Here is a 13,274-nt window from a genome sequence, read left to right as displayed (position 1 = left end):
GACACTTCATCTGTAGCCTAAATAATTCTAGTTGCAGGAAGACGGCAAGCGAGATAATCCCGATGAGCTTACATAAGTAAGTGATTCGGGTTATTGAGTGTAGCCAACACACCTGCAGCTTGAAGTATGACGGGTATGGTGCTTTCGGGCTGACGTGAGCGTTGCGGTGTGGGACAATAGGGCAACATTCAGTTTAGATAAGATATGCATGGCGTTGTCCCCGGCAGTAAAAGAACAAATAAGTCAATGGTATAAGGCTCTTTCGCAGCAGATTCCGGATTTTATTTCCCGTACGCCGCAGCGCCAGATGATCGCTGAAGTGGCGAAAACGCTGGCGGGTGATGCTGGCCGACATTTGGCTATCGAGGCACCGACGGGGGTCGGCAAAACCCTGTCTTATCTGATCCCTGGTATTGCTGTCGGCCGGGCAGAAAGCAAGCCGCTGGTGGTCAGTACCGCAAATGTGGCGTTGCAGGATCAGATTTACAGCAAAGATTTGCCGCTGTTGAAGAAGATTATTCCCGACCTTAAGTTCACCGGTGCCTTTGGGCGTGGGCGATATGTCTGTCCGCGCAATCTGGCTGCGATGTGTACTGATGTCTCCGGGCAAGGGGATTTATCACTCTTTCTCGGCGATGAGTTGGCACCTGCCAATGGTGAGGAGCAGGCAACCTGTTTAGCGCTGTCCAAGTCATTGAACAGCCATGTCTGGGATGGGCTGCGTGACCATCATCAGTTATCACTCAGTGACAGTTTGTGGGCCAAATTAAGCACCGATAAAGTCAATTGCCTGGGGCGTAATTGCCATTATTTTCGTGAATGCCCGTTCTTTATTGCCCGCAAGGAAATTGAGAGCGCCGATGTGGTGGTTGCCAATCATGCATTAGTCATGGCAGCACTGGAGACTGAATCCGTATTACCCAATCCCAAAGAGCTGCTGCTGGTGTTGGATGAGGGCCATCATTTGCCAGATGTCGCCCGTGATGCACTCGAGATTGAAGGTGAAATCACCGCCGTTTTTGCCAATATGCAATTGGATATGATTGTTCGATTGGTAGATCAATGCATGGTGCAATATCGGCCGAAAAACCCTCCCGGTTTAGCTAATCCCGAACGTTTAAAAGACCACTGCGAGCAACTGCGTGAGCTGATGTTGAGTGTCGAGCAGCAAGTTAGCCAACTGCTGCCAGCCGATGGCAGTCCGGCGGTATATCGTTTTGAAATGGGTGAGCTACCTGGCAGTTTGACGGAAGATTGCGCCAAATTATTCAAGTTAACCGATGCGTTACGGGGGCTGGCTGAGTTTGTTCTCAATGATTTAAGCGAACAAACCGGCAAGCACGATATCGTGCGGTTACATCGTGCCATTTTGCAAATGAGCCGAACACTGGGTTATCTGGAAGCCATGAGTAAACTTTGGCGCTTGGCGGCGATGGCAAAAGCGTCGAATGCGCCGATTTCCAAGTGGATTACCCGAGATTATCGTGAGAACCAAACGCATCTCTATTTCCACTGTGTGGGAATACGCGTCAGCGATCAGTTGGATAAAATGCTGTGGCGCAAAGTGCCGCACGTCATTGTCACTTCTGCCACTTTACGTTCGCTTAATAGTTTTGCTCGGTTGCAGGAACTTAGCGGGTTGAGTGAGAAGGCCGGAGACCGATTTGAAACCTTGTCATCGCCGTTTAATCATATTGAGCAAGGGAAGCTGATTATTCCCAAAATGCGCTTTGAACCCACGATGGCCCATGAGGCTGAGCATCTGGCGGAAATGGCGCAATTTTTCCGCACGCAACACGCCAGCGGGCGGCATAAGGGCATGTTGATCCTCTTTAGCAGCCATCGGGCGATGCAAACTTTCCTCAGTCATGTCACTGATCTGCGCTTGATGTTGCTAGTTCAGGGCGATCAACCGCGCTATCGGCTGGTAGAAGAGCACCGCAAGCGGGTGAAAAAGGGCACCGCCAGTGTATTGGTAGGTTTGCAATCCTTTGCTGAAGGATTGGATTTGAAAGGTGAATTATTGACTCAGGTTCATATCCACAAAATTTCATTTCCACCTATCGACAGCCCAGTGATTCTGACCGAAGGGGAATGGCTTAAGTCGTTGAATCGCTATCCGTTTGAGGTGCAAAGTTTGCCAAGTGCGTCGTTCAACTTGATTCAGCAGGTTGGGCGTTTGATTCGCAGTAACCAATGCCATGGCGAAATTGTTATTTATGACCGGCGTTTATTAACCAAGGGTTATGGTTCGCGATTGTTGGCGGCGCTACCTGTTTTCCCTATTGAGCAGCCCGAGATGCCGGAGGGCAAAGTTGTTACTACTCCTATGGTGAAGGCGGCTGCTAAGGCCTCAGGGAAGAAAGTACGAAGAAAACGAACAGCCTTATAGTGGTTGCTAAGCTGGTTTGGTTATGAAGCGGAGCGAGTGATTGTTCTGATTGATAATTAGCCAGCTTATATTTCGATTTTACTTAAATTTTATGGCAAATCTCATTCCTCAACTTAATGATTTCTGAAAAAAACCATTTGATCTGAAATCTTTTCTGATAGGCATAAATCCAGTGACTAAGCTTATATCAGCCGCTGGTGAGCTGACTCTAACAAGTTAAGCCTGGCAGTACCTCCGGTGAAAATTGCTGGTTATTGGTTAGCGGCAATGCTAACTGCTATCGACATATTTGGCGGGCAGAGGTAGATCAGAATGAAACAGCTAATGGCAGAGTTTATTGGCACTTTCTGGCTGGTGTTAGGCGGGTGTGGCAGTGCAGTATTGGCGGCCATGTTCCCGGTGGCGGGTATCGGATTTCTCGGTGTGGCGTTGGCATTCGGGCTGACTGTTGTCACGATGGCTTATGCATTAGGGCATGTTTCTGGTGCGCATTTTAACCCTGCAGTGTCGCTTGGTTTATGGGTCGGAGGCCGTTTTTCTGGCGCGCAATTGATTCCTTATATCATTGCACAAGTACTGGGTGGGCTAGCCGGGGCGGCGATTTTGTATTTAATCGCCAGTGGCAAGGCCGGTTTCGATGTGACTGCTGGATTCGCCAGTAATGGCTTTGGCGTCCGCTCACCGGGGGGTTATAGCTTACAAGCGGTATTGGTCGCCGAAGTGATTCTAACTATGGGGTTCGTGATGGTGATTATGGGGGCGACGGATATACGTTCTCCGGCAGTAGCCGCTCCGCTGGCGATCGGTCTGTGTCTGACACTGATTCACTTAATCAGCATTCCAGTCGATAACACTTCAGTTAATCCAGCCCGTAGCACCGGGGTAGCCATTTTTGCCGGTGGAATTGCATTACAGCAGTTATGGGTATTTTGGTTAGCACCTTTAGTCGGCGGAGCCTTAGGGGGCGCTATCTACCGTGTGTTGTTTAGCCCACCGGAAGAGTTGAGTAATAGATAGAGATATACAGGTCACTGCGGTGCTTCACCTTCAGCAGTGGCCTGTTTTCTCCCCGCAAACTGACCGCTATTAATTCCATCAGTGATATTGTTACCCGCAGCTTTTATCCCCCACTAAACCTGATAACTATTTCGGGCATATCCATCCCTATCGATGATAAAGTTTCAGTAATATATATTTTCGAAAAATTGATAGGGGAAATACCGCACCATGGATTACAGCAAAATTATCAAAGAGATTGGGCGCGGTAAAAATCATGCCCGCGATTTGGATCAGGATACCGCCTGTGAACTGTATAAAGCCATGTTGGCCGGACAAGTACCGGCGCTGGAATTGGGTGCCATCCTGATTGCATTCCGTATCAAAGGTGAGTCTGAACAGGAAATCCTGGGTTTTTATCGGGCGATGCAACAACAGGTGATGTCACTGCGTGTACCCGCTGGTCGCCCGTTGCCGGTCGTCATTCCAAGCTACAACGGTGCGCGTAAACAAGCCAATCTCACCCCGTTATTGGCATTATTGCTTTCGCGTCTTGGGCTACCCGTAGTGGTTCACGGCGTGACAGAAGATAGCAGTCGGGTGACCAGTGCCGAGATTTTCCAACAGTTGGAAATCCCTTGGTCACTCAACGCAACTGAGGCTCAACAGCGCCTGGATAACGGGCTGCCGGTGTTTATTCCCGTTTCAGCGTTGTCTGCTCAATTGGACGAACAATTACAGCAACGCTGGCGTATGGGTGTCAGAAACAGCAGCCACACCTTGGCAAAGTTGGCAACGCCCTTTATTCACGAACCGCACCTGCGCCTGGCCAGCGTATCTCATCCAGAATATATGCAAAAAGTTGGTGGTTTTTTCCAGGCGATTAATGCCCCCGCCTTGTTGCAGCAAGGAACTGAGGGGGAAGTCTATGCAAACCCGTCACGTTGCCCGCCAATTCACTATATCAATGATGGCGAGCAACAAATTTTACTGGATCGCCAACCAGAGCCGGGTGCACTTGAATTACCCTCGTCGAGAGATGCAGCTATAACCGCACGTTGGATTGAGGATTGTTTGGCTGGTGTTTTACCTATTCCTGACTCTATCCAAAAACAGCTGGCATGCTGTTTAGTTGCCGCGGGGCAGGCGAACACAGTCGAGCTTGCACAGCAACGGATTAATGACTTATACGGAATCACCATTACTCGGTAGATGGTATGGTGTTTTTGTATGTTTTGGTTATTTTTTCCTTTTTTGGGTTTTTGTTGGTTATTTTTTTATGAAAGCATATCTTACTAACTGAAAAATAAGGCTTATTGTTTTATTATTAATAATAATTTGTTGTCTTGATTTGAGGTGATAGACTGGTTTAATTGTGTATTTTTACTGCCTTAATTAGGTGTTAATGATAAATGGTCTAAAAGGAACGCTATGTTGCTAGCATTGAACTACTTTATTGCTTTGAATAAGGATTATCTGGCTGTTCATCAGGCTAAAGAAGTTCTTTATTGGCAGAATTACATGGGGCTGGGTGGGGAAGATATTGCACAGAAATCCTCCGCAGCCGAGACTGTTTATAAGCGTTTTATCGCACAGAGCCATCGTTTAACGGAGTTACGTGACCTGATTACCCAATTGGAAAGTGAACCCGCCACCGCCGAGCGTGATGAGTTATTGCACGGCTTGCAGGGGTGGTATCGCTTTTTTGATTGTAATGCGATTGAAGAACCGGACACGCAAGTCTTACTTGATAATATTATTGCTGCCGAATCTGATATTTATCAGCGGCGTAAAGCCCTCACTTTGACACATTTAAATACTGCTGGTGAGCGGGTTCCGGCTTCCTTGGGGGAGCTATTGACTAACCAAGGCACCAATGAGAATGCGGAGTGTCGATACAGTTCGCATTTGGCATTACGTGAGCTGGAACAATGGCTATTGCACAATGGGTTGCCCGAACTAATAAGTTTACGTAATCGTTTTGCGCGAAAATTGGGTTATCGCAATTACTTTGATTACAAAGTGAATAAAACTGAGCAGATGACACCGGAACAGTTATTTGTCATTTTGGATCGCTTCGAAGAACAGACGCGCGAGGCGAACTTGCGTAGTTTGCAGCAATTAGCAGAAGAGAAAGGCCCAGAAACGCTGGAGCCATGGAATATCCGCTTTGCCAGTGGGGGCGATGTTACTCGTGAGTTAGACCCTTATTTCCCCTTTGCTGAGTCACTCGACCGCTGGATCAATAGCTTTAAGCGGCTGCATATCGGTTTTCGCGGCGCACAGATGAATTTGGATCTGCTGGTGCGCAAAGGAAAATATGAAAATGGGTTTATGCATGGGCCAGTACCACCTTTTGTTGATCAGGGTAAATGGATACCGGCGCGGATCAACTTCACGAGTTTGGCTAAACCTGATCAGGTTGGGAGTGGTGCTTCGGGCCTAAATACGTTATTCCACGAAGGTGGTCATGCGGCTCATTTTTCTAATATTGTGCAAAATTCGCCATGTTTCTCACAGGAATTCCCTCCGACTTCAATGGCCTATGCCGAAACGCAATCTATGTTCTGTGATAGCCTGCTTGATGATGCTGATTGGTTAAAACGTTACGCTAAAAATAGTGCGGGTGAATCCGTTCCTGATGCATTAATTCAGGAAAGTATTCAGGCACGGCAACCGATGCGGGCTTTTAATGATCGCCACATTTTATTAGTGCCCTATTTTGAATGGCAGCTGTATCAGTGGGATGATGCACAATGCACGCCAGAGGCGATGACTCAGCTGGCTCGGGATATTGAGCTAAAAATTCTGGGTGTCAGCGGCAGTCCACGTCCGACATTGGCTATCCCGCATTTGTTATCAATGGAATCCGCTTGCTCCTATCAAGGTTATCTATTGGCATTGATGGCGGTAGAGCAGACCAGGGCATTCTTCCTCAAACGCGATGGTTATCTGACGGACAACCCGGCTATTGGCCCAGATCTCGCTGAGCATTATTGGCGGCCTGGTAATAGTGTCAGTCACGATGAGACATTGCGCAGCTTGACTGGAGAAGGTTTCAATCCAGATTATCTGGCCAAGGTGTGTAATCAAACCGTTGAAGAAGCCTGGCGTGAAGCACAGAAAACAATTGAACTGGCGGCGATACGCCCACAACCGACAGCAGATTTTGATTTAAACGTTACTCTGCGAGTGGTTGATGGAGATGAACAGCTGGCAGACAATTTGCAAGGAGATGAGGCGATGTGTCGCACATTTGCTAACGCAATAAATGCACGGCTCAAGTCAGTGTAGTATGTTGTTTTTTTATATAAAAAAGCCCATCAGGTTTGCTGATGGGCTTTTTCTCTTACAGCAATGACAGGGCTGATAAACTCTATCCATATTGCTGCAATGTATTTAATGGTCAAATGTATTTAAGGGCAGAATGCCTTTAAGGGTAAATTAATTATAAATAACCGCAGTACCGTGCATCAAGTTATTGCCTGTCGCTGAAGTGATAGTGAAGGCTTTAGCACCGGCAGCATCTGCTTTTTCTGCCAGTTGCGCTTTCAAGCTGCTCAGGTCAGTGACGCCACTGACGGAGATCACACCAACTTGCTCTAATTTAGCCGCATCCTGGCTGCTGACGTATTCAGCAGCAAAACTACCGAAAGATAAAGTAGACAGGGCGATAACTGCAACGAAATTTTTGATGTTTTTCATGATGTATTCCTATTCGATTTTAAGATTGAAAGGGCGTTTCCTTTCGATAAAAGCTATGTTACGCCCTTGTTGAAATTTTAAAACCGGATAGAATTGAGTTATTCATTCAAAATATTTGACTTATAATTGCCGCGGTTTTATCCCCTCTGGTCGTAACAGATCAAACCGCAAATCATCGGTAATCTGGTAATAAGCACTGGGGCCACCGCCACGTAAAATAGGTTGGGCGGCGGCTGTTTGGTAAATCCCCTCGGCATCGAGCAGTTCACCATGAATGTGCACGGCAATAACTTCACCTAGTACCAGCCAGTTATCAATTACTGCTCCTTCAGCATTTTTTAACTGAATGCATTGCGTCAATTTACATTCAAAATTAACCGGACTTTCTGCCACGCAATCGACATTGACTCGGCGTCCACGTCTGGCGGTCAATCTGGCAAACTGAAACTCATCTTGATCCCGTGGCAGAGAAGCCGAACTATTATTCATGGCCTCGGCCAGCGGACGGGTCGCCAGATTCCAGACAAATTCCCCGGTTTCGGTGATATTTGCTACGCTATCTTTCCAACCACTACTGGAAAAACCAATAATTGGTGGGCGGTCACTAAAGCAATTAAAGAAACTATAAGGCGCAAGGTTACGTTGCCCAGACCCGCTTACCGAGGAGATCCAGCCAATAGGGCGCGGGCTAATAATGGACTTCAGTGGATCATGCGGCAGACCGTGGCCTGCTGCCGGTTCGTAGTAATAATAGTTTTCTGCTCTCATACATTCCTACATTGCACCATGATCAGATAAGGCCAGAAAAGATTAATTCATCCGGTATTCTGGTTTGAGATAAATCGACGGATAGCGAGCAGCCTCTTTTGCTGCTGACCCGTTTCACATGAATTTATGCTATCTTACGCGCCAGAAAATGCCTATCAGAGAGTCAGTACGATGGAAAACAAAAAAGTATTCCCGAAAGAAAAAAGTGGATTGCACCCGCGCAACCGTCATCGCTCACGTTATGACTTTGATGCTCTTTCAGTGAGTTGCCCCGAGCTAATCCCTTTTTTGGCACCGACTGCTTACGGGGATATTTCTATCGACTTCGCCTCCCCACTGGCAGTAAAAATGCTGAATAAGGCATTATTAAAACATTTTTATAGCATTGAATATTGGGATATTCCGGCTGACTTTTTATGTCCACCCATTCCAGGTCGTGCCGATTATGTGCACCATCTCGCTGATTTATTAGCCAGCTGCAATGACGGAGTTATCCCGCAAGGTAAGAATGTGGCGGTACTGGATATTGGTGTGGGTGCAAACTGCATTTATCCTATTATTGGTCAACGGGAATATGGCTGGCGCTTCACCGGGACTGACATTGACCCGCAAGCCCTGAGTGCGGCCAAAATGGTGGTATCCATGAATCCGACACTGAAAAATACCCTGCGACTTAAGCAACAAAAAAATCCACAAGCGATTTTCGACGGTATTTTGGCGGTGAATGAACGCTACGATGCCACATTGTGTAATCCACCGTTCCACGGCTCAGCAGAAGAAGCAGCAGCAACCACGCGGCGCAAACTGCATAAACTGGGTAAAAGTGAAGTTGCAGCCAAGCCAGTGCAAAACTTTGGTGGTAAAAATAGTGAGCTGTGGTGTGAGGGCGGCGAAGAAGGTTTTGTTAGCCGCATGGTGGCAGAGAGCGCGACGAAGGCACAAAACTGCTTCTGGTTTACTTCACTGATCTCTAAAAAGACAACATTACCTGCTATCTATCATGCCCTGCGTTACGCCAATGCGGTTGAAGTTCGTACCATCGATATGGCCCAAGGGCAGAAAGTCAGTCGCTTTGTTGCATGGACGTTCCTGACGCCAGAGCAACAGGCGGCCTGGAAAGCTGAGCGCTGGTCATCCCATACGTCCTTGAAGCTACAGCAGGATTAGCGGTGGCACTTGCCCGAGTCAATGACTGCCCGTTGACCTTAAAATAAATAAGCTCATCGGGATACGTTAACTGGTCGCCTGATGGCAATATTCACTTATCTGGATATTGCCCTATTTCTTACTATTTTATTTCAATATTACTTAGTTGGCTGTCAATCTAAATACTTTCGGCTATGCTAATTAAGATAATTCTTAGTTAGGCAATATAGCCGACAAGTGTAGGTTTTATTTTGATTTTTTCTCTATATTTAATTTTATTGACTCAACTATCTCATCGTCCAGGGTGAAGAATAAAACTTCAAGAAAATTCTATTAAGGGTTTTCTGGGTTTTGTTGTGCAAACACGTTAATGGTCACATGACTTATTTGCAGCACGATCTTTCACCATAAGGACTCAACTTATGTTGTTCAATTTCAGCTCATCTTATGTATCAAAGCGCGCCGAACTGACCTCGATTGATAGTGCCGTCCCTATGATTATTTTTAAACCTGATGGCACAGTAAAATACGCTAATACCTTATTTCTACAGGCTATGGGATACCAACGAGAAGAGGTCGTCGGGCAGCATCATAAACTGTTTTGTGACCCGAAATATGTACAAAGTGATGCTTACCGTCGCCACTGGCAATTGCTCAATGAAGGGCGAGCCATTACCGATAATATTAAACGTATTCGCAAAGACGGCAGTATTATTTGGCTACAAGGGACATATACACCGGTGCTCGATAGTCAAGGGCGGGTGGTGGAAATTATTAAACTTGCCAGTGATGTAACTGAGCGAATGTTGCAGTCTCAGGAACATCAGAGTTTATTGGCTGCGCTAAATCGCTCAATGGGAATGATCACCTTCACACCCCAAGGTATTATTTTAGATGCCAATGATAATTTATTAAATGTTATTGGTTATTCGCTGGCTGATATTCGGCATAAGTCTCATCAGATTTTGTGTACTCCAGAGTTCGCTCACTCCGATGAATATAGTCTGCATTGGCAGCGGCTAGCCCGTGGTGAGTTCATTGTTGGGCGCTTTGAGCGCATGAACAGTCGTGGTCAGCGTGTTTGGCTGGAAGCGAGCTATAACCCGATAATGGATAAGGAGGGGCAGGTACTGAAAGTAGTGAAAATCGCGCAGGATATTACGCAATTGATGTTGCAGCAGGAGCAGGAAGAGAATCTGATTCGTGATGTGCACCATTTATCATTAACCACCGACCGGTCAGCGTCGCAAGGGGCTGAGATAGTCCAGCAGGCAGTTCGCGGTATGCAGGAAGTGGAATCGGTTGCTCGCGAAACTTCAGATGTTATCAGCGAGTTAGGTCGTTGCTCGAACGAGATTGGCACCATTGTTGAAGCCATTCGTAAAATTTCCTCACAAACTAACCTATTGGCAATCAATGCTTCAATAGAAGCGGCTCATGCCGGTGAACACGGTAAAGGATTTTCTGTAGTGGCGAGTGAAGTACGTATATTGGCAGAAAGTTCACGTAAGGCGGCCACTGAAATCGAGCATATGACCAAGACGATTCAGAACGGTGTGATGGCGGCCATCAAGGGCATGGGAGTGTGTGTCGAGCAGGCGGGTGGCGGAGTCATGCTGACCCAAGATGCCGGTGAAGTTATCCATCAGGTGAATATTGGGATGCAAGATGTGGTGAAGTTGATGACGGCGTTTTCTCAGGTCAAGAATCAACAACCCCATATATGACTGGGCGTTAGCACCAAAAAAGCGGGTATCAGTAAAGATACCCGCCATTGCTATTTTAACGTCGTGATTTTATAGCTATGCTAAATCGCACATCAGGAAACGTGTTGCAGGAATTCCTGTAAACGTTCACTGGGTGGATTTGAGATTAAACTATCTGGGTCACCATCCTGCGCCACCCGGCCTTTATCGATAAAGATCAGGCGTGATGCCACTTTTTGTGCAAAGCCCACTTCGTGAGTGACGATGACCATAGTCATGCCTTCTTCAGCCAAATCTTTCATTACTGTCAAAACTTCATGACGCAATTCCGGATCCAGTGCTGAGGTTGGTTCATCAAACAGCATTAGCTTAGGTTTGACCGCCAGAGCACGGGCAATAGCTACGCGCTGCTGTTGCCCACCGGACAGCTCTGCCGGGTAATGATGAGCACGCTCTTCCAATCCCACCTTGGTCAATAGCTCCATAGCGAGTTTGTTGGCCGCTTCCTTAGAAGCGCCACGCACACGGATGGGGCCAAATGCCACGTTTTCCAGCGCAGTCAAATGTGGGAACAGATAAAACTGTTGGAATACCATACCTGCTTCCTGACGAATCAGGCGTTCATCAACTTTGGGGTCATTGACATCCAGGCCATCGACAATCAGCTGACCACTGGTAATGACTTCCAGCTTATTGATACAACGCAGCAGGGTAGATTTACCCGAGCCGGAAGGACCAATAATAACCACCACTTCTCCCTTGGTGATATTCAGATTGATGTCGTGGAGCACCTGGGTTTTACCAAAGTGTTTGGAGACGTTTTTGAATTCAATCATATTATTTTCAGTTTTCTTTCTAACCGGCGCAGAACGAAGCTCAGAGCCAAGGTGATTATCAGGTAGATAACCGCAACCGCACTCCAAATTTCCATGGCGCGGAAGTTACCGGCAATAATTTCCTGACCCTGTCGAGTCAGTTCAGCTACGCCAATCACGATAAACAGTGAGGTGTCTTTGATGCTGACGATCCATTGGTTACCTAATGGTGGCAGCATGCGACGCAGAGCTAAAGGTGCAATCACGTAGCGCAAGGTATCGCGTTTGGACAAGCCCAACGCTAGACCGGCTTCACGGAACCCATTATGAATTGACAGCACCGCACCACGGGTGATTTCCGCGATGTATGCGCCTGAGTTAATCATGATCGTCACAACGGCTGCTGAGAAGGGATCGATGCGCACTGGCATCATCATCGGCAACGCGAAATAGATGAACATCACCTGCACCACAATTGGCGTGCCACGGATTAGCTCAATAAACACTAATGCGATATTTCTGCTCAGCCAACCGCCATAGGCGCGGGCAAAACCTGCTATAACCCCAATAATCAGGCCGCCAAGCAACCCCAGGACCGAAATCCATAGGGTTAACTTGGCGCCTTCAAGCAGGATTGGGATGGCGGGCCAAATAGCGCTCCATTCAAACTGCATGGATATTCTCCTGGTTATACTCGTCATTCTTCAAGCTGCAGGTGCGTTGGCTACGTTCGTTCACCCCAGTCACTTACCTGTGTAAGCTCTTGGGGATTATGAGCCTCATCAGAGGCTCACCCTACGGGCCAGCGCAAGCGCTGTTCAAAATGGTTTACAACCAATTTGTCACTCAGTTGCCGCCTTCCTGCAACTCGAATTATTTAGAGTATAAAAAATTTAAAAATGAATTACTTAGGTTCTACGCCGAACCATTTTTTATAAATTGCAGCGTAAGTGCCGTCTTCTTTCAGGGATTTCAGCGCGGCGTTAACTTTTTCACGCAGGTCACTGCCTTGTGGGAATGCTACACCATACTGTTGAGCTTTAATGGAATCGCCCACCGCTTTGAACTGGCCATTACCGGCAGTTTTGATGAAGTAAAGGATGTTTGGTGTGTCATGCAAAACAGCATCAGCATTGCCTGTACCTAGCTCCAAATACGCATTGTCGATATTCGGGAATTGGCGCAGGTCTTTGGTTTTGATGTTGGCTTTAGCATAATCGACAGAGCCGGTGCCGCTTTTCACTGCCAGCACTTTGCCTGCCAGATCAGCTTCGCCTTTAATGTCGTTGTTATTTGCTTTAACCATCACCAGCAAGCCGCTGTTGTAATAGCCATCAGAGAAATCGACTGCTTTTTTGCGCTCGTCGGTAATGGTGATGCCGGCCAGTGCCAGATCCACGTTTTTAGTTTGCAACGCAGGAATGATGCCACTGAAATCCATTGGTTTCAGGGTGTATTTCAGATCCAGTTTCTTCGCGATGGCATCCCATAAGTCGATATCAAAACCGACATATTTATCCCCTTGTTTGAACTCAAAAGGAACGAATGCGGTATCTGTGGCAACAATCAGTTCTTTTTCTGCGGCGTGGGAGCTAACGGCAAAGGCCAGCGCGAGAGCGGCCAATGAAACTTTGACAAGTGACTTCATAAGTAGGAGTTCCTTTGTGCTTTTGTGGATATACCCTTGGTTGTTGATATTGCGGTCAAACTACAATGCCAACCGCGCGGGGCATGGGGATCCATTTT

General features: G+C 47.1%; 11 protein-coding genes. 6 read left to right on the top strand and 5 right to left on the bottom strand.

All coding sequences use genetic code 11. The annotated features are described in order from the left end of the window. Nucleotides 1-208 precede the first annotated feature (208 nt). From dinG to QSV56_RS09410, 4 genes are all read left to right on the top strand, one after another. Nucleotides 209-2,392: an ATP-dependent DNA helicase DinG gene (gene dinG, locus QSV56_RS09425; RefSeq protein ID WP_019082725.1), complete on the top strand. Its 2,184-nt coding sequence runs from the start codon at nt 209-211 to the stop codon at nt 2,390-2,392. 312 nt (nt 2,393-2,704) lie between these two features. Beyond that, nucleotides 2,705-3,409: an aquaporin Z gene (aqpZ, locus tag QSV56_RS09420; RefSeq protein ID WP_011816768.1), complete on the top strand. Its 705-nt coding sequence runs from the start codon at nt 2,705-2,707 to the stop codon at nt 3,407-3,409. Nucleotides 3,410-3,619: 210 nt separating this feature from the next. Beyond that, nucleotides 3,620-4,600, top strand: coding sequence for a DNA-binding protein YbiB (gene ybiB, locus QSV56_RS09415; protein WP_050122585.1), 981 nt, complete (start codon nt 3,620-3,622; stop codon nt 4,598-4,600). Between the two features lie 219 nt (nt 4,601-4,819). Continuing rightward, nucleotides 4,820-6,682 (top strand): M3 family metallopeptidase, encoded by a 1,863-nt coding sequence (locus QSV56_RS09410; RefSeq protein WP_301212107.1) that lies wholly within the window; start codon nt 4,820-4,822, stop codon nt 6,680-6,682. Between the two features lie 150 nt (nt 6,683-6,832). Here QSV56_RS09410 and QSV56_RS09405 read toward each other — a convergent pair whose 3' ends face one another. After that, complete coding sequence (locus QSV56_RS09405; protein WP_011816765.1) at nt 6,833-7,093, bottom strand: YdgH/BhsA/McbA-like domain containing protein; 261 nt, start codon at nt 7,091-7,093, stop codon at nt 6,833-6,835. Between the two features lie 120 nt (nt 7,094-7,213). Beyond that, entirely contained in the window at nt 7,214-7,861 is a 648-nt protein-coding gene (locus tag QSV56_RS09400) for a flavin reductase family protein (RefSeq protein WP_301212104.1), read from the bottom strand. A gap of 171 nt (nt 7,862-8,032) precedes the next feature. Here QSV56_RS09400 and rlmF point away from each other — a divergent pair, with 171 nt between their 5' ends. Further along, on the top strand, nt 8,033-9,028 hold the full coding sequence (gene rlmF, locus QSV56_RS09395) for a 23S rRNA (adenine(1618)-N(6))-methyltransferase RlmF (protein ID WP_172666006.1): 996 nt from the start codon (nt 8,033-8,035) through the stop codon (nt 9,026-9,028). A 401-nt stretch (nt 9,029-9,429) separates the two neighbouring features. After that, entirely contained in the window at nt 9,430-10,734 is a 1,305-nt protein-coding gene (locus QSV56_RS09390) for a PAS domain-containing methyl-accepting chemotaxis protein (RefSeq protein WP_301212100.1), read from the top strand. Between the two features lie 92 nt (nt 10,735-10,826). Here QSV56_RS09390 and glnQ read toward each other — a convergent pair whose 3' ends face one another. The 3 genes from glnQ to glnH form a co-directional block, all read right to left on the bottom strand. Beyond that, on the bottom strand, nt 10,827-11,549 hold the full coding sequence (gene glnQ, locus QSV56_RS09385; protein ID WP_005168188.1) for a glutamine ABC transporter ATP-binding protein GlnQ: 723 nt from the start codon (nt 11,547-11,549) through the stop codon (nt 10,827-10,829). After that, nucleotides 11,546-12,202, bottom strand: a complete 657-nt coding sequence (gene glnP / locus QSV56_RS09380; RefSeq protein ID WP_005168189.1) for a glutamine ABC transporter permease GlnP — start codon at nt 12,200-12,202, stop codon at nt 11,546-11,548. The genes glnQ and glnP overlap by 4 nt, the downstream gene beginning before the upstream one ends. 230 nt (nt 12,203-12,432) lie before the next feature. Further along, complete coding sequence (gene glnH / locus QSV56_RS09375) at nt 12,433-13,176, bottom strand: glutamine ABC transporter substrate-binding protein GlnH (protein ID WP_004388693.1); 744 nt, start codon at nt 13,174-13,176, stop codon at nt 12,433-12,435. Nucleotides 13,177-13,274 lie beyond the last annotated feature (98 nt).

The organism is Yersinia sp. 22-579, from assembly GCF_030433455.1.
GTDB lineage: Bacteria > Pseudomonadota > Gammaproteobacteria > Enterobacterales > Enterobacteriaceae > Yersinia > Yersinia enterocolitica.
Note: the sequence above shows the minus strand (reverse complement) of the source record. Positions and strands in the feature narration are given on the sequence as shown.